18 protein-coding genes are annotated in these 17,295 nt (G+C 57.3%); 10 read left to right on the top strand and 8 right to left on the bottom strand.

All coding sequences use genetic code 11. The features are described from left to right. Window positions 1-6 precede the first annotated feature (6 nt). Window positions 7-666 carry a HupE/UreJ family protein gene (locus tag BM346_RS00900; protein WP_227662967.1) on the bottom strand — a complete coding sequence of 220 codons (660 nt, stop codon included), beginning with the start codon at window positions 664-666 and terminating at the stop codon, window positions 7-9. 309 nt (window positions 667-975) lie between these two features. Here BM346_RS00900 and BM346_RS00895 point away from each other — a divergent pair, with 309 nt between their 5' ends. Continuing rightward, on the top strand, window positions 976-1,590 hold the full coding sequence (locus BM346_RS00895) for a hypothetical protein (protein WP_092008439.1): 615 nt from the start codon (window positions 976-978) through the stop codon (window positions 1,588-1,590). 212 nt (window positions 1,591-1,802) lie between these two features. After that, complete coding sequence (locus tag BM346_RS00890; protein WP_227662968.1) at window positions 1,803-3,047, top strand: serine hydrolase domain-containing protein; 1,245 nt, start codon at window positions 1,803-1,805, stop codon at window positions 3,045-3,047. Between the two features lie 166 nt (window positions 3,048-3,213). On the opposite strand, the gene BM346_RS00885 is transcribed toward BM346_RS00890, so the two are convergent. The 4 genes from BM346_RS00885 to BM346_RS18350 form a co-directional block, all read right to left on the bottom strand. Then, window positions 3,214-3,630 carry an SH3 domain-containing protein gene (locus tag BM346_RS00885; protein ID WP_092008437.1) on the bottom strand — a complete coding sequence of 139 codons (417 nt, stop codon included), beginning with the start codon at window positions 3,628-3,630 and terminating at the stop codon, window positions 3,214-3,216. Further along, window positions 3,627-5,429 (bottom strand): hypothetical protein, encoded by a 1,803-nt coding sequence (locus BM346_RS00880; protein ID WP_092008436.1) that lies wholly within the window; start codon window positions 5,427-5,429, stop codon window positions 3,627-3,629. Before BM346_RS00880 ends, BM346_RS00885 begins: the two co-directional genes overlap by 4 nt. A 49-nt stretch (window positions 5,430-5,478) precedes the next feature. Next, entirely contained in the window at window positions 5,479-6,156 is a 678-nt protein-coding gene (locus BM346_RS00875; RefSeq protein WP_092008435.1) for a hypothetical protein, read from the bottom strand. 297 nt (window positions 6,157-6,453) lie between these two features. Continuing rightward, on the bottom strand, window positions 6,454-7,716 hold the full coding sequence (locus BM346_RS18350; RefSeq protein ID WP_320083487.1) for a methyl-accepting chemotaxis protein: 1,263 nt from the start codon (window positions 7,714-7,716) through the stop codon (window positions 6,454-6,456). 244 nt (window positions 7,717-7,960) lie between these two features. Here BM346_RS18350 and BM346_RS00865 point away from each other — a divergent pair, with 244 nt between their 5' ends. The 3 genes from BM346_RS00865 to BM346_RS00860 all read left to right on the top strand — a co-directional run bounded on the left by BM346_RS00865 (window position 7,961) and on the right by BM346_RS00860 (window position 8,873). Beyond that, window positions 7,961-8,251, top strand: a complete 291-nt coding sequence (locus BM346_RS00865) for a hypothetical protein (protein ID WP_092008433.1) — start codon at window positions 7,961-7,963, stop codon at window positions 8,249-8,251. A gap of 149 nt (window positions 8,252-8,400) precedes the next feature. Continuing rightward, window positions 8,401-8,562, top strand: a complete 162-nt coding sequence (locus BM346_RS18000; protein WP_167812661.1) for a hypothetical protein — start codon at window positions 8,401-8,403, stop codon at window positions 8,560-8,562. Between the two features lie 8 nt (window positions 8,563-8,570). Beyond that, window positions 8,571-8,873 carry a YkgJ family cysteine cluster protein gene (locus BM346_RS00860; RefSeq protein WP_092008432.1) on the top strand — a complete coding sequence of 101 codons (303 nt, stop codon included), beginning with the start codon at window positions 8,571-8,573 and terminating at the stop codon, window positions 8,871-8,873. A 20-nt stretch (window positions 8,874-8,893) separates the two neighbouring features. On the opposite strand, the gene BM346_RS00855 is transcribed toward BM346_RS00860, so the two are convergent. Further along, window positions 8,894-9,751 (bottom strand): ion transporter, encoded by an 858-nt coding sequence (locus BM346_RS00855; RefSeq protein ID WP_092008431.1) that lies wholly within the window; start codon window positions 9,749-9,751, stop codon window positions 8,894-8,896. 200 nt (window positions 9,752-9,951) lie between these two features. Here BM346_RS00855 and BM346_RS00850 point away from each other — a divergent pair, with 200 nt between their 5' ends. Next, entirely contained in the window at window positions 9,952-11,136 is a 1,185-nt protein-coding gene (locus tag BM346_RS00850) for a M24 family metallopeptidase (protein ID WP_092008430.1), read from the top strand. 63 nt (window positions 11,137-11,199) lie between these two features. Beyond that, the gene (locus BM346_RS00845; protein ID WP_092008429.1) at window positions 11,200-12,498 is read left to right on the top strand and encodes a D-amino acid dehydrogenase; all 1,299 of its coding nucleotides are present in this window, start codon (window positions 11,200-11,202) and stop codon (window positions 12,496-12,498) included. A 159-nt stretch (window positions 12,499-12,657) separates the two neighbouring features. Here BM346_RS00845 and BM346_RS00840 read toward each other — a convergent pair whose 3' ends face one another. Next, window positions 12,658-12,984, bottom strand: a complete 327-nt coding sequence (locus BM346_RS00840; protein ID WP_092008428.1) for a DUF3135 domain-containing protein — start codon at window positions 12,982-12,984, stop codon at window positions 12,658-12,660. Between the two features lie 209 nt (window positions 12,985-13,193). Between BM346_RS00840 and BM346_RS00835 the strand changes: the two genes are divergently transcribed. The 3 genes from BM346_RS00835 to BM346_RS00825 all read left to right on the top strand — a co-directional run bounded on the left by BM346_RS00835 (window position 13,194) and on the right by BM346_RS00825 (window position 16,672). Further along, window positions 13,194-13,871, top strand: coding sequence for a glutathione S-transferase family protein (locus BM346_RS00835; RefSeq protein ID WP_092008427.1), 678 nt, complete (start codon window positions 13,194-13,196; stop codon window positions 13,869-13,871). Window positions 13,872-14,273: 402 nt separating this feature from the next. Then, window positions 14,274-15,260: a fatty acid desaturase gene (locus tag BM346_RS00830; protein ID WP_092008426.1), complete on the top strand. Its 987-nt coding sequence runs from the start codon at window positions 14,274-14,276 to the stop codon at window positions 15,258-15,260. A gap of 116 nt (window positions 15,261-15,376) precedes the next feature. After that, a complete protein-coding gene (locus BM346_RS00825; RefSeq protein ID WP_092008425.1) occupies window positions 15,377-16,672 on the top strand; it encodes a PQQ-dependent sugar dehydrogenase in 1,296 nt (431 codons plus the stop codon). A gap of 91 nt (window positions 16,673-16,763) precedes the next feature. Here BM346_RS00825 and BM346_RS00820 read toward each other — a convergent pair whose 3' ends face one another. After that, on the bottom strand, window positions 16,764-16,970 hold the full coding sequence (locus tag BM346_RS00820) for a cold-shock protein (RefSeq protein WP_092008424.1): 207 nt from the start codon (window positions 16,968-16,970) through the stop codon (window positions 16,764-16,766). Between the last annotated feature and the right edge of the window lie 325 nt (window positions 16,971-17,295).

Here is a 17,295-nt window from a genome sequence, read left to right as displayed (position 1 = left end):
CCAGGATCAGGCGACAAAGTAACCGGTGAGCTGATAGCCAAAGAGCAGGAAACCCGCACTCATCATGGCGACGTTGGCTGTGTACGCGTGGCGGAAGAAGCCGTCGGTTTTACGCCAGAAGCTGATGGCAATCAGGATCATGGCCAGGGCGATCAGTTGCCCGAGCTCCACGCCGACGTTGAAGGCCAGGAGGTTCGGAATCAGTCCGTCCGGCGAGATGTCGTATTCAATGATCTTTGTCGACAGGCCAAAACCGTGGAAAAAACCGAAGATCAGCGTGGCGGCCTTGGTGTTGGGCTGGAAACCAAACCAGCGTTGATAGGCGCCAATATTGTCCAGTGCCTTGTACACGATGGACAGACCGATAATCGCGTCAATGAGGTAGCTGTTGATGCCCACGTTGAAGTACACCCCCAGCAGCATCGTGGTGGAATGCCCCAGGGCAAACAGGCTCACGTAAACGGCGATGTGCTGCATCCGGTACAGGAAGAAAATGACCCCCAGCAGGAACAGCAGGTGGTCATAACCTGTGACCATGTGTTTGGCCCCGAGGTAGGTGAATGCAATGAGGTTTACACCGGTAATTTCCTGAATGTATCCCTTATCGCCCTGGGCGACAGCATGGGCCAGCACATCGGCACTCAGACCCAGTAAGCCCAGTGTCATGAATATCCAGAACAGACGAACACCTGCACCCGCTGAAGACACAGGACGGCAATCGCCAGGGAGGCGTGGCAACATGAAGACTCCAGTCGAATTCGTTTCTTAGGGCCCCGTAAACGGCAGGAAGCAGGTGAAAAGAAGTGTTTTGGGAGGACGCTCCAGCCGGTAGCGTAAGCTACGTCGGTTGTTGGATGCCAAAGAAAACAGAGGATACCATGCCCCAGTGGGATAGCATAAGAAGGCTACTTGAGTCAGGTGACGCCTACAACCACTGAAATATTCTCTATCCGCTGGCCTGGAAAACTCTGATCGATGGCACTACTGAATTTGGAATGGTTACAGGTGGTCACTGCGGTCCGACGGGTTCGTCCCGTCCACCTGGCGATAGTCGTTGCGGCCATCAGCGGCTGCGCCAACCACGTAACGGTGCCGGAAGACCCGGCGTCTCCGGTGCAGGCCTACCTGGTCAACCACGGCCGCCATGCCAGCCTTGTACTGCCCGACCCTGACGGCCAGTGGCGGCGTTATGTCCATGGTGAGTGGCGCTGGTACGCCCTCGACGAGACGGGGCCCCTGCGGGCGATGCAGGCCATCCTCTGGCCCACCCAAGCGACCATCGGCCGGGGCACCCTGGATCGTTCCCCCGAAACCGGCCGGCCGTTACCGGGCATACCCGAAGGCTATGCCGAAGCCATTGGGTTCCAGGTCAGTCAGAGCCGGGTGACGGCACTGCGCGATCGTCTTGACGCTTATTTCGAGAACCCGGAAAAACGCCATTACCAGCCGCGCTATGGGCTTGAGTTCGTGCCCTTCCCCAAGGACTACTGGTTCATGCACCAGTCAAATGAAGTCATCGCCCACTGGCTGCGGGCGCTGGGCCTGGAGGTGCGCGGGCCCACCCTGTTCTCGGACTGGAAGTTCCGGTAGTCCGCAATAAACCGGACCTGGACAGGCGTTCAAAAAAAGAGACGCGGATTGCCGGTTGCATCATCAGAAGCAGAAGTCCGTCCAAGTTCAGCGAACGTGTTCACTAAAGTCCGCAACTTTGCCGAGAACAGCCGGTAATCATCTGATAGAGTGCAAACGAAGACGTGACTTCTATCCCTGGCTGGATGGATAGCCTTGTATCCCGGAATCAGGTGCGCTCCAGGCCCGCCCCAACAGAAAGCAGAAGTAGAAGCATTATGAAAAAATGGATCGTTTCAGTCATCGTTTTGCTCGCACTTGCGCTCGGAACATTCTGGGCGATGGCTGACAAGGATATGCGCCGATTGGTTCTCAATATGCCCACTGACACCGATGTTCTTTTCTGGTCAACTCCTCAAAGGGATGCCGTATTCCGCTCGATGGACCGGGTGCCAATCCTCTCGAAATCCCGGATTATCGCCGCGGGTGACAATACTTTTCCATTACCTGAGGGGGAGCCCCTGGATACAGGCACGGATATCGATGCCTATATGGAGGCCCAGCGCACCGCCGCTCTGGTGATTGTCCAGGACGGCAAGATACGGCTTGAGCGATATGGACTCGACTTCGGCCCCGAGGGACGCTGGACCAGTTTCTCGGTTGCCAAGTCATTTACATCGACACTGGTCGGCGCCGCCGTGAAAGACGGCCATATCCGGAGCATTGAAGACAAGGTGTCGGACTACATTCCGGACCTCAGAGGTTCCGCTTATGACAACGTCACGATCAGACAGCTCCTGACCATGACATCGGGCGTGAAATGGAATGAGGATTACGCCGACCCTGAATCCGACGTCGCGTTATTCAACACTCACAAAGCCGATCCGGGTGTCGATGCCACGGTGAGTTATATGCGCCAATTGGAATCCGAGGCCACTCCGGGCACGAAGTGGGTCTATAAAACCGGGGAAACCAACCTGATTGGCGTACTGGTCAGTTCAGCCACCGGGAAGAACCTGTCTGACTATTTTTCCGAGAAGGTCTGGCGGCCTTTCGGTATGGAACAGGATGCCAGCTGGTTGCTGGGCCCCACGGGCCACGAAATCAGTGGTTGCTGCGTACAGGCGTCAACCCGCGACTACGCGCGTTTCGGTATGTTCATTCTGGGCGGAGGGGTAGCCAATGGAGAGCCAGTGTTGCCTGACGGCTGGATTGCAGAGGCAACAATGAAGCATGCCGATACTGGCAGCCCCGACTACGGTTACGGCTATCAGTGGTGGACCCTGGATGATGGGGCTTTTATGGCACGGGGAATATTCGGCCAGGCTATTTTCATCGATCCCAAGCGGCAACTGGTCATCGCTTCAAACGGTAACTGGCCCCAGGCATCGGATCGTCAGGGCGGCGACCACGGTGAAAAGCGTCTGGCCTTTTTCAGACAGGTACAGTCGGCGATTGACAGGGAGCCAAAGCCATAGATTCGGATGTAGAGGGCTACCCTTCCGAATGGAGGCACAACTAGATGGGGACAGGGCTCCCTCGATAGTCTTTCCTTAGCCCTCGATAGTCTTTCCTTAGATAGGGCGCAGGGTTTCCCTCAATATCCAGCACTGGCGTGAGCAATGCTGTAAGCCTGGCAGAAAACTATTTCAGTTCAATCAGGTTCTGGTGAATATATGCGATCCGGTCATCGGGAAGCCGTATCCGGACCCATGACTTGCCAGCGACACGGCCAATCACCGATAAACTGTCCCCTGGCTGGAGCTGGGTGACGATCCTGCTTCCCGCGCCGGTCCCAGGGGTTTCGCGGACGTTTGCTGCCGAGCCGAGATCGAGTCTTACCCGCGCGTTTGCGGGTCGAGAGTGTGCCGATGTATCCGACAGTTCAATGTATACGATACGATTGGCCAGGATCTTTTCGCCAACATTTTCCAATATCGGCATCTGACTCAGCACCTGGCCCACCAGGTGACTCCAGCTCGGCATCAAGGAGGCCGCACAGGCAGGTTGGGACGCCAGCAGTGCGGTCAACAGAAAAATGGGTTTCAACCGGGTTTTCATTCGTCACCGGCTCCGCTGTTGAGTATTAAATCCAGGAGAGTGCCTGCCATCTCGATTGCCTCGTCGGTCATCTGATCCAGCTGCCGCTCAATATACTGATTGACTGCAATGACGGTTTCCTGGAGTTCATCCGGTAGCTGCTCATACAGGGCGTTCTCGAGTTCGTCCCTGGCCATATCCTTGGCATGCTCGTTGATTTCGTCGTCCAGTTTTTCAAGCAGCACACGAAGCGCCGTCTCACTCTGGGGTGGCGAAACCGAATTCTCCGAGCGGGGCGCCGGTGGAGGGCTGAAAGCGATGGCACAGTTGTATAGCATATCGACAAGGGGACGCTTCTTTATGTCGATATTCTCATCAGCCGAGGCTGGTCGTCCCGCCCTCTCGCAGACCAGCTGGTCGTCCATGATAAAAGTGAATCGAGCCTTACAGGGAATGAGGCCGCTTGTAAAAGCGCTTCCCGTATACGCAAGATCGACTCTCAGGACCGACTTTTCCGTGGGAGACCAGTCGCGGAACATCGCAAGCTCACCCTGGTCATCCTGTTCATCCGGAATGAAGCGATTGAAAACATCCAGCAGCAGATTCTCCACCGCAACGGCGCATCGTTGCTGGTACTGGCGGAATTCCCGATTTACCGGTAACCCGCACGTTAGTTTTACGAACAGATACTGTTGGGCATACATCGTCGCAATCGACTGGAGGTTCTTGACCTCAGACGGCTCAAGGAGCGATGACTGAGCCCCGGTTTCGATCTGGTGTCTGATGCTGGACGCAAGCTGGCTGTATTCAGCCCATGAATGTCGGGCCAGCCCCGCCTTTGCAGCCGCGGCCTGGTCACGGTGCTGTTCCAGAATCGCGGGGAATTCAGGCAGTCCCAGCAAACGCATGGTTCGTTCAAGCTTCTGCTCCAGGTCGTCTCTGGTAGCCTCCAGAAGGACCAGCGGCGTGTCGTACTGCTGCGTGAAGTCGTCCGAGTAGATTCCTGAGGACACGTCCAGCTGAAACGGCAAGCTGGTTGCGCCCTTCAGGCGATTGTGCGCCAGCACCTCACCCAACAGTTTCAGCACACGGCTGTAGCCCCGTCGCTGCTCAAGCAGGATCTTGTATTCCCGCTGTTCTGTGGCAGTCAGGTTGCTATTCTCCAGTGTTTGCTCTGTGAACTGAACCTGACGCTCGTTGATGGCCTTAAGGGCAATCGTTCGCCGGACATATCGCTCGTAAACGTCAGACCGCCCATTCTCCGCTTTTCTGAGCAGGCTCCGGGGCCTGAAGAAGCCCTTGCGATAGCGCTGTATGAAACTATTGTACGCGTTGATCGTATCCCGAGTCCGGGCACTGGCCAGGGCCTGCCTTGCCTCCAGGATTCTGCGCAGAAAGCGGATCACCATGTCCGCAGCAACAATGCCAAGAATCAGTATGATCCAGATGAAACGGGATACGGGACTGCCCGGCACCTGAAAAGCGCCCTGCAAGACCGCCTTGTCGGCTTCCGTAGCGGGGTAAATGTCTCCCCAACGCGCCCCGTACAGGACTGGTGTCGCAAAAGATTCCATGGGCAACAGCCGGTTCAACTGCCAACCCGGGTAGACTTCCTTCATGTTGCCGTTTATTTCTGCCATACGTCCCCCCGGCTTGAACACAATGTATTCCGGAGGGCCAAAGCTGAGTGCAGCAATGATCGCAATCGCCGCGACTCCAAGGTAGATCCGGAGGCCGTCGTTCGTGAAAACCCGAAGACGTCTCCGGTTAAGGTAAATAAGGCTTACCAGTGAAATGGCTGCTACAACGGCAATTTTCATGGTGGTCTCGTTCGCTTATTCAGGCGTTCCGGCGGTGTCTGACTGAAAATCAGTAGAACGCCCGAAAGATAAGGTCGGCGTGCAGAAGCAGGCCGATCAAGGCTTTTCCAGTCGCCTCCAAAGCGCCACCCCACTGGGCCAGTTCTCCGTAGAGCGCGGGCGCGCGGGACACAGCGAGTGCCAGCGTCACGACAATCATCAGACACCCGAAGACCGTCCAGCTGTAATGCACCCAGTTTCTCCTCAAGGATACCGGCAGCAACTGAGCGAACTGGCGACGGAATCCGGTCAGAATGAAGCTGAACAGGCCAAGGCACACCAGAAAAATCAACACTTTCATGAGCCCATAGATCATGTCCCCCCTGACGGATGGCACGACGATCGATGCGATGGACAGGGGCACTACGAGCTCCAGCATCGCGGTAATGACAGAGCGCTCGTCTCCGGGCTTGCTGAAAAGAGTGAAGAGTTGGCGCCAGTAATCAATCAGTAACCAGACCGCCGCCAGAACAAAAAGCGTAAAAACATGAAGTAACTGTTCGGCCATGGCGCTGTAGCGGGCCAGGACGCTGGCGCTCCATGCCACAAAGAATGATAAGCCAGTGACCAGGACGGCGAGACGAATATATTCCCTCAGCCAGGTGGCATTATTCTTGGCAAATTCATTCAGTTTCGCGCTCGTCAGGAAGACAGCGCCGTAAAGCATCGACAGCAGAAACGTAGACATGACGAATCATCCTCCTGCGCGGACCAGGAGAAGCTCCACGAATCCGAATTCATGACAGAAATTTCATGTTTTACGAAGGCCCGGAGGATAAAAGAATCAGGAAGCGAAAACGATGGGAAACGCGATATAACTTCCGGCTTGAATAAAGGTTTTACGTTTTTTGACAGTTTGGCGTAAAACTCCGTACATTCATGTCCAGTCACTAAGGCAGGACAGATACTCCCGGAGTCGTTAAACCTCCTGGAAGGGGCAGGTGGACAGACATCAGCAAACGTCTACACGGGCCTATGTCCCCGTTCAGCCATTTAACTGATGCACCAGCTGAGCGAAGTTGGCGACACCTTGCTCAACCTCTGAGATGCCACCGGTTACGCCAGACAACCGCTCCTGAGCCTCCAGTGCCATTGCATTGATTTCTTCCATCTGGGTGTGGATCTTTTCAATCAGTCCGGCATTGGCCGTAACCACAGTGTCAATCTCGTGAGTGGCCTCGCTGGTGCGCGAGGCCAGCTTGCGGACTTCATCGGCCACCACCGCGAAGCCCCTCCCGCTCTCACCGGCCCTGGCCGCTTCGATGGCTGCATTGAGTGCCAGCAGATTGGTCTGCTCGGCGATAGCATTGATGGTGGTGACAATCTTGGTGATGTTTCTGGACTGTTCGCTGAGAGCCTGGCTGTTGCGATTGGCGTCAGCTACCTGCTCGCTGATGTTAGTAGAGGTGGCCACCGCTGCACCCAGCGCCTCCCTGGCACCTGCGGCAATCTGGGAAGTCTGATCAGAGGTTGCTGCCGCCGCGGCAGACGCCTCCTCTGCTGCATTTACCCGCTCGGTGATGTCAGAGGCAAACTTGATTACTTTGATGACACAACCTTTTTCATCAAGGATCGGATTGTAAGTAGCCTCCAGCCAGATTATCCGGCCATCGGCAGCCCTCCGGTGAAAACGACCGGACTTGAAAGCTCCGGCCGCAAGCTCTTCCCAGAATCTGGGGTTCTGCCGATAAAAGCTGTCATCGCAGAACATTTTGTGATGCCGCCCTTTCACCTCATCAAGCGAATAGCCGACCGTTCCCAGGAAATTCTCATTGGCGGTTATGATTTCCCCGGAGGGAGTAAATTCGATCACGGCCAGTGATTTGTGCAGAGCCGTAAACATGGCGTTTTTTCGATTCAGGTCCTCCTGGTCGCGAGTCACGTCAGATGCGATCTTGATTATCCTGGTGACCTTGCCGTCACGGTCAAGCACCGGGAAGTAGGAAGCGTCCAGCCAAAGCACCTGCTGATTTTTCGTCAGGCGTTTGAACGTACCCTTTTGTGAGAAACCTCTGGCGAGCGCCTGCCAGAACTCTGAGTAGTCAGGTTTCTTCACCATCTCCGAGTCACAGAAGATGCGGTGATGTTTGCCTTTTACTTCCTCCGCTGAATAACCGGTCAAAGACAGAAACAGGTCGTTCGCAGACAGGATTTCGCCGGTGGGCGTGAACTCGATATAACCCACATTTGTGCGGATTGCTCGCAGGGCATCATCGAGCCGCTCAATTTCGCGGGCCTGCTGTTCCACTTTCCTGGCAAGCTCCCTTGTTTTCCTGAACATGATATCGTGTCTCGGATTTTGGCAATGGGTCACTTATCGGCCAATTGCGAAAGGACTTGAGCTGGGCAAGCGCAAAAAGCTGCGGCTCGACCTTCCTTGCCAATACCGGCAGGCCCGCCTACGTTGATAGGTACTTCGTTCCACAGGATAGTCCTGCGGTCTTCCTGTCCATCCAGCAACACAATCCGTTTTTTCATCAGGAGAACGTCCTATGGATACCAGTCGCATTCGCAAACCCTCGGCCCGGACGGTGGGCATTTCAACGCTGGTTCTGAGTCTTCTCGGGCTGATCGCCGGAGCCTGGTATTACCACGAGCACACCAATACCAGAACGCAACGGATCAAACGGAAGGCCAACCGTCAGATCAAGCGGGTGAGAGGACAATTTCAGGATGATCACCTCTCCTCCGGCGCCAGGACCGGACTGGCGGTTGGTGCCTTGGGGGCTGCGGCAGCGCTTCTTCTGGGTGGCTCCGAGGTCTATCGCCGGAACCACAAGTGACTGTCTTGATTGCTGTATCACGCTGATTGCTGGCGGAACGGTTGTTGTGAGTGTCCAGCCTTAAGACTCACTCCAACAATATCTTTCCATTTGGGATATGATGGTCACTTGAAGTTGGCGAAAAGCCGACGGTTGACCTGGAGAACGTAATGAGCAAGAAACCCGTTAAAGCGACATTAACGACTGCCATGATTGAAGAGCAGACGGCTGCTTTTCTGAAGTCCGGTGGGACCGTTGAATATGTGGTGAAGGGCAAAAGTGGCCAGTTCGGCTCTACAGGTTCTAAGCAGATCAGTCTGAAAGCCCGCTGACAGCACCGATGGCTGATGGCTGGTCACCGGTTGGCAACGTCAGGGATGTGACTGATCCTGAGATTTCCTGTTCAGACTGCCGGGCGTGTTGCTGTCGGTTGGAAGTCATGATCATTTCCCATACCGGTGTTCCCGAGCGGCATATCGCTGTCGACGAGTGGGGCGGTGAAACCATGCTTCGCCTGGAAGATGGCTGGTGCTCTGCCCTGGATCGGGAAACCTTCCTGTGCACGATTTACGAGAACCGCCCCTGGATCTGCCGGGAATTCGAGATGGGCTCCTACGAGTGCCGTGACGAACGTATGAACTGAAGCCCTGCAGCAGTACCCTGTCACCCTGAGCCGCCCGGCTCGGGGTTCTCTTCGTCCAGCCATGTACCGCAATATTTACAGTAGTTCGCATCGGTTTCATGCCGGTGCTTGCCGCATCCGGGGCAGGCTTCATCGGAGTAGCGTTCGGCCCGCAGGGCGCGAATGACTTCCGCGGAGAATACGCCGACGGGAAGCGCAATAATCGAGTAGCCCGTCAACATGATCATCATGGAAATAAACTGCCCCCACGCCGTCACCGGCGTTATATCGCCGTAGCCCACCGTCGTCAGTGTCACGATACCCCAGTAGATGGATTTGGGAATGCTGGTAAAGCCGGCTTCCGCCGGTTCAATGAGATAGAGCAGGGAAGAAAAGATGGTCACGACCATCAGCACGGTGAACAGGAAAAGCAGGATCTGATCCCGGCTGCGAAGCAGGGCATCCATCAGCAGGCGGCCCTCGCCCACCAACGTCATCATTTCCAGTACCCGGAACAGGCGCAAGGTACGCAGGAGGCGCAAGACCACGAGAGTCTGCGCACCCGGAAACAGAAGTGCCAGCCAAGTGGGCATGACGGCCAGAACATCGATAACGCCGTAAAAGCTCTTGAGATAAAGCCTCGGTTTCTCAAGGCAGTAGATACGGAGGCAAAGTTCAAGTGTAAACAGCAGCGTTATCCCCCATTCCATGACATAAAACAGCTCACCGAAGCGGGCATGATATCTGGGCACACTATCCAGGAGAATAACGCCGACGCTGAGGAATATCAGTAAAGCCAGAAAAACATCAAAGGCTTTTCCCAGCGGGGTGTCCGATTCGAAAATGACCTGGAACAGACGCGTTTTGATGCCCAAGCCGCCCGGTTCTAGTGTCGCCATCTAAGCTACCTCTTTAACTTCCGCTGAAAACCCGGCGGTCCCGCACAATCGGGACTCTCGATCCCGTAAATCGCCGCACCGCTCGAATACCCCACTGTAGACGCAACTCCCTGGATCGCCAACAACTGGTGTCGGATGGGTTCCGGTCGCCAGAATCTGAGCTAGTGTGTAATAAGGCCCGCCTCACAGGAGTCCGGATCATGGACCACAACGCCTATCGGACCGCCCTGACGCTGTCCAGCGCTGGCACCGAGCGCTTTTTCTCGCCGGCGGAATTCACCGTACGCCGCAGCCGCGTAGCCGAAGCCATGGCCGATCGGGGGCTGGACGCCCTGCTGGTTACGGACCCCGCTGACATTCATTATCTGACCGGTTACAAGACCTTCGAGGTGTCTGTCCACGCCGCTCTGATATTTCGTCCGGAACACTGTTTCCTGCAGGTACCCTCCATCGAGACCGGGCCGGCCGTGACCACGGCCTGGGTGGACGAGATCGCGGGTTATCAGTGGGAAGACATCACGTCCGTGGTTGCGCCTCTGGTATCCCAGCTCCGGGACTATCGCCGTGTGGGCATCGACCCCTGGGGTGCCGGGCTGCGTCATGGGCTGATGAACGAACTGACAGCACACCTGGGAGCGGAGCGATTTGAGGCTTGTGGCGATCTGCTTGATGACGTTCGCCTGATCAAGACCAGGGCCGAGATAGAGTGCCTGCGGGAAAGCGCCCGCATCACCGAGGCTGGCCTGCGCGCCGCCATTGCCACGATCCGCCCGGGTGTGGATGAGAATATCATCGCCGCCGCAGGCGCGAGCGCCATGCTGGCGGCGGGCAGCGAGTTCATGAGCCTGCAGCCCATTGTTACCAGCGGTCCGCGCATTGGTGTGATTCACCTCAATCACCAGCAACGGATCATCCAGCCCGGAGACCCGGTCTTCCTGGAATTCGGAGCTGTCTGCCAACGCTACACCGCGCCCATGATGCGCACGGTGGTGGCCGGCGAGCCAGGTGCCTTTATGCACAGGCTCGGTGACTGTTGTCGACGGATTCACGATGCCCTGCTGGACACCATGCGACCTGGCAACCGTTTCGACGACGCTGCCCGGGCAGCGGAGGCGGCACTTGCGCCGGTGGCCGGAGAGGTATTCTTTTCCGGCGTTTTCGGTTATTCCGTGGGCGCGCAGTTTCCGCCCAGCTGGGTCGAGGGAACCGGCTATATTGCCCGGGGGCAGCAACGGCTGTTCGCCCCGGGCATGGTCTTTCACCTGCCCCTGTGCCTGCGCCTGCCCGGCAAATGGGGCATCGGCATGAGCAATACGGTTATGGTGGGAGAGTGGGAGGTGGAGCCGTTGACCCACAATGACTGGGAACTGACGAACTGTGCCTGATCGTCATCCGGACCTCAGGACCTTCCGGCCACCGCTACCCAGTCACCGTTCAGGAGACGTCGGATGAACGTACTGATCGTTGGCGCCGGAGTGGTGGGAGTTACGGCCGCCTGGGCGCTGGTCCGTCGTGGGCACCAAGTCACCGTGGTCGACCGGCTGGAAGGGGCGGCCCTGGAAACCAGCCTCGCCAATGCCGGACAGCGTTCCTACGGTTATGTTTATCCCTGGGCCGCCGCGGGCATGGTGGGTACGGCCCTGCGAGGACTGCTCAGCCGCTATGGGCCCCTCAAGATCACCACCCCGTGGTCACCGCGCACCCTTGAGTTTCTGGCCATGACGGCCCGCTACAGCCTGAGTCAGCGGCACTATGCGGTCAGCCATGCCGCCATGCTGGAACTGGGAGAGTACAGCCGGCAATGTTTCCTGGCGCTGGAGGAGCCCCCTGCCCGGAAATTTGACGGACAGCATGACGGCCTGATGGAAGTGGCGGGCAACCAGGCCGCCTGCTCGGCACTGCGGACCAAGGCCCGGACACTGGAAAAACTGGGCATAGAACATGAATGGCTGAGCGCCGCGGCGGTCCGGCAACGGGAGCCGGGCATGCAGGGTTCCGGAACCCTGGTGGGAGGGCTGCGCCTGCCCCATGACGGCACCGGTGACTGCCACCGCTTTACCCGCGCATTGGCCCGCGCCTGTGAAAGGCAGGGCGTGCACTTTCAGTATCGCACCGCCATCAGGGACTGGGACCTGGAAGGCAGGCGTATAAGGGGCGCGTGGTTGCAGAGCCTCCCCGAGCATCCGGGCGGGTCCGCGAAAGACGAGCCGTCCGGGCACTACCTGGAGACCGGCCAGGTGGTGCTCTGTGCCGGTTGCGCTTCCCGTGACCTGGCCAGGCCACTGGGACTGAACCTGCCCATTTATCCGGTCAAGGGCTACTCCCTCACCTCAGACCTGGAGGATCCCTCCAAGGCTCCCCGCTCCACCGTTGTGGATCACGGCTACAAGGTGGCGATCACCCGGCTCGGGAAGCGGGTCAGGGTGACAGGGTTTGTGGAGCTGGACAGCTTTCAGCGGAAGATTCCCACCCGGCGCCTGCAGGTACTGCGGGAAGGCTTTGCGTCACGCTTTCCCGGCGCCGCCGACCTTGGCCGAGCCGAGGCCTGGACCGGCTTTCGCCCCATGACGCCGGATGGTCCTCCGATACTGGGCTGGGGCCACCAGGAAAACCTGCTACTAAATACCGGCCACGGCACTTTTGGTTGGACACTGTCGGCCGGCTGCGGGGAAATCATCGGTCAGCTGCTGGACGGGGAAACCCCGGCGATGGGCCTGGCGGCCTTTCGCCCTGACCGTTTCACCTGATCACACGGGTGACCGCTGCTCCCACCCTGCGGCCCCGGACAGCAAAAGGAAAACAGAACAGGCGTCAGGCGACAACAATACGCCTGCCCCGCCGGCGTTCGGACTATCTCAGGCAGTCGTGCGCAAACCGGGGCTGTGTGGTAGCCGGGAACCAATGATTCAGGATGACTGACATCGTCGGAACGGCAGAATGCTTGCACTTGTGGGCACCGATGGCCTGGAGGTGCGCGGCTGGCCCAGCAGGGTCTGTTGCAGCCCGAGAAGCGAGTCGTGCATCATGGCCTGAATATCCAGCAACGCCCTGGTGGGAGTGCGGGCGACCTGGCGCCGGCCATCGATCACAAACTGAAGGCCCCGCAGCCGGCGCTGGTTTCTCCCTGAGCTGCGGCGGATACAGTCCTCAATCAGTTCAGTGCGCAATACCTCGAAGCCTTCCGGGTCACGCTGGGCCAAATCCATGAGTTCATCGAACGTGGGCCTGTCCATAAATGCCCCTCCTTTTCCGTTTTCCCAGCCATCAGTGTAGCCCCGGGTGGGAGCACTGGCGAAAAATCCGGAAGAGGGCTATCGTTTGGCCTCACGATAGCAGACGGTCGTATCCACCCGACGATAATAATCTGTGCCAATGGCTTACCGTCCTGGAGCTGACTTCAGGTCCAGTGAACGCTTCACAGTCACAAATAACGGGAATAAAAATGATCAGACTTCACGGCTTTTCCGCCAGCAATTACTACAACGTGCCCAAGCTCGCCCTTCTGGAGAAAGGCATTGAGTTTGAGGAAGTTCTGTCCTTCACCGGAGTCGGACCGAAGTACAAACCGGAGTATCTCGACAAAAGCCCCCTGGGCAAAGTGCCGGCCCTTGAAACACCTGAGGGATTCATCAGTGAATCCCGTGCGATTCTGGAATATATCGAACGAGCCTACCCGGAGCCTTCACTGCTTCCAGCCACACCCTTCGACATAGCCAAAGTGCAGGAACTGTCGCAGTTCATCGAGCTCTATTTCGAGCTTGTGGCGCGCCGCCTGATTCCGAACCTGCTGGGCGGAACCCAACCAGATCCCGCGGTGTTGAAAGAAGTCGAAAAGAGCCTCAACAAGGCTGTGGAGGCGCTGCCAAAACTGTCGACTTTCGAGCGGTATGCCTATGGCGATCAGTTCACCGTGGCGGATATTGCCGCGATTCTGAACCTTCCCATCGTACGGAACGTCGGCAAGGCGTTCCTGGACCGGGATCCCCTGTCAGAGGTGCCCGGACTGGATAACTACTTCAGGCGCATGGAGGAAAGACCCCACGTCAGGAAAGTACGGGCTGACGCTGCAGCCAATCGCCCGGAATTCATGGCCCACCTGAAGGCGTTGTATGGAATCTGACACAGGGCCAGGAGCGACGAGTAAAGACACATTCATGGGCGGTCACAGACCGTAGATAGTCCCGGTTGTCGACACAGATCCACAGTCCCCCGTTCCTGCCGGTCCGGTCGCTTCCACCACAGTCGGCGATATCGTCCCGCTAAACCACGACCGAACATTTGCTAACGGTAATCATGGTCCATTGAAAACCTTCCGGCAGCGGCTAGGCTCACTATGACGGCGTTGAAAAGGAGCCGTATCAAACTGAGGAAGGACCTGAGCCACAGGTCCGCTCTCCCGACCTGACCGGGCCTTATCCTTTCGGTTGTTGATTAAGAAGGACGGTGCAGGACCAGCGCCAGAGCCTGGGAATCAGACGTATCCGGTCTGGCCCGGGCTCCGCAAGGATCGAATGGAGGCGGTATGAAAGACGAATCCTCATGGCCGGATGTTCGTCCGGCCCTGGGCCCCTACCGGGTGCCCAGTCGCGGCAGGGCCGTCTGGCAACTCGTCAATACTCTGGCCCCCTATGCGGGCCTGTGGTACCTGATGATCCTTTCGATCCAGCAGGATTATTCCTATTGGTGGACCCTGGCGCTTGCGGTATTGGCAGGGGCATTCCTGGTCCGCCTTTTCATTCTGTTCCACGACTGCGTCCACGGGTCCTTCCTGCCGTCGAAGCAGGCCAACACCTGGATAGGACGCCTGTTGGGTGTCCTCGTGTTTACGTCATTCGACGACTGGCGCCTCAGCCACCTTCGTCACCACGTCAGTTACGCCAATCTCGATACCCGCGGCTTTGGCGATATCTGGACCCTCACCCTGCGGGAATATGCCAGACTGCCGACGCACCAACGCTGGTTTTACAGGCTTTACCGAAATCCTCTGATACTTCTGGGTTTCGGCGCCATATTCAATTTCCTGCTCCGGAACCGGTTGCCGGGCCGGAAAGTGCAGCACAAACAGCGCATAAGCATACTACTCACGAATCTTGCCATCCTCGGCGTATTCCTGATTGCGGCACTGACGATCGGCTGGCAGACCTATTTACTGATCCAGCTGCCCGTACTGTGGCTGGCCGGCATGGGCGGCATCTGGCTGTTTTACGTCCAGCATCAGTTCGAGGGCGGCTACTGGGCACGAAAGAGTGAGTGGAATCCACTGCGCGCCGCCATGGAGGGCAGTTCCTTCTATCAACTTCCAGGTGTGCTGAGGTGGTTTTCGGCTAACATTGGCTATCACCATATCCACCACCTCAACGCCCGAATCCCCAATTACCGTCTGCCCGAGTGTTACAGGGAAGTACCGGCCATGCGTGCCAAAGAGCCCCTGACTCTCCGACAGAGCCTGAACACCTTCCGGCTCAAACTCTGGGACGAGAGCCAGCAAAAGATGGTCGCCTTTCCCTAGTGCCCCAAAAGCAAAATGCCCAATGGTTAAAACTTGACCATCCAATAGGTGAATCTAGACTCAAATCGTGCACCAAAAGAATCCACAAAGATTCACAAGGAAAGGAGTACCCCGAAATGTCTCAGAAACTATCCGGGCGGCCACTTACCGCGGTCGCCGCATCTTTACTGATTACCGGCTGGCCGATTGCTGCAACCTCAAGCACGGACACTCCGGACCTTCAACATACTACCGTGTTATCGGGGCTCGAAAGCCCATGGGGCATGACCCTTCTCCCGGATGAAACGCTGTTTTTCACCGAAAAGTGCCGCGGCCTGTCAGTACGCCTGCCAGACGGAACCGTCAACAACCTGCTGGGCATGAATGACACCGAGGGCTATGCCTCTACCGAAGATGACCTTTTCTGTGAGGGACAGGCCGGAATGAACGGAGTCGCCGTTGACCCCGATTTCGCGGAGAACCGGACCATTTACGTCTACTCGGTCTCTAAAATGAACAGCCCACCCACAAACCGGGTGCTCAGACTGACGCTGAACGATGACTTCAGCGAGATCTCCAACCGCACCGATATCGTCGAGGACATTCCCTATAAAGAGGCCGCCACTGACCACCCCTTTGGAGGACCGGGCGCCCATAACGGCGGCAGGCTCCAGTTCAGCCCGGATGACGGATACCTTTACGTTACCACAGGCGATAATCACAACAGCAGGTTGCCACAATCCGGAGATTCACTCGGTGGCAAAGTGTTGCGTATCGACCGGAACGGCGAAGCGGCGCCCGGAAACGCTGACGCGACGCCGGAAGGCTTCGACCCGCGGATCTTCACCTACGGCCATCGCAACGTGCAGGGCCTCGCCTTTCACCCTGAGACCTCCCAGCCTATCGTCACGGAGCATGGCCCCTGGCATTCCGATGAGGTCAATGCGCTGGTGGCCGGAGGCAACAGCGGCTGGGATCCCAGACCGAACATGGCAGGTCGTGGCGATTGTCCGGATGACTACTGTGGTTATCAGCCCAATCAGAACGAGGGTATGAAGCCGGAAAAGCGCGCGGAGTACATGCCGATGACGGATACACAGACCTATCCCGATGCCATGGAACCACTCTGGAATAACAATCGCCTCTCTCAGGGCATAAGTGGTGCCGTATTCCTGACTGGCGAAAAATGGGGGGCCTGGGACGGTCGCCTGGCGGTCAGTTTCCTGGGAATCGGTTTCGGAGGAACGCCCGCGGGCGAACGGATTGACCTCATCGAACTGGAGAAGAGCGATGGCCTCTCGGTCAGTGATGTTACCGAAATGCCGGCACCCATGGGATCGGCCCGTTTCCGCTCACTGGCCCTGGGTCCGGACGGCGACCTGTATGTGGCGGTTGATGCGGGGAAAATCTACCGGGTCACGCCTGAGGAGTAAGAGCGCTTCAACCGGATCAGACCGAATTGAACGGGCCATAATCACCAAAAAAGGCAGCCGAAGCTGCCTTTTTTGATCATGCCGCCGCTATTCAGATAGCGACAACATTATCCGCCTGGGGACCTTTCTGGCCCTGGCTGACATCGAATTCAACCTGCTGGCCTTCTGCCAGAGTCTTGAAACCGCTGCCCTGGATGGCGCTGAAGTGAACGAAGACGTCCGGGCCGCTTTCACGCGTGATGAAACCAAAGCCTTTTGCTTCGTTGAAGAACTTAACAGTACCGGTGGTGTTAGACATATAAAGATATCCTGAGATCAATCATCTGGTGTGCTGCCGGTTCATCGGAATGACGGCCGGTCGGCGATATGCGGAAAAAATATGAAGACTCGAAAACAGGACGGGCACTACCAGTAATAACCAGAGAAACGTCGTATTCTTGAAGTTCGTAACAAATCTTTTCTACCCCCACACAGTAACCTACGCAGCCCTCGATTACCTAATGTTTTCCGTAGGTACATATACCCGGGTTCAGACTTCCACTGCGGAGCCCCGCCTGGAACATACCATGCACATGGTGTCTCCTGCGCCATGCAGGCGTAACATCGAGTCCATCCTGCCGGGA

This window comes from Marinobacter daqiaonensis (assembly GCF_900115285.1).
In the GTDB taxonomy this organism is placed as follows: Bacteria; Pseudomonadota; Gammaproteobacteria; order Pseudomonadales; family Oleiphilaceae; genus Marinobacter; species Marinobacter daqiaonensis.
Note: the sequence above shows the minus strand (reverse complement) of the source record. Positions and strands in the feature narration are given on the sequence as shown.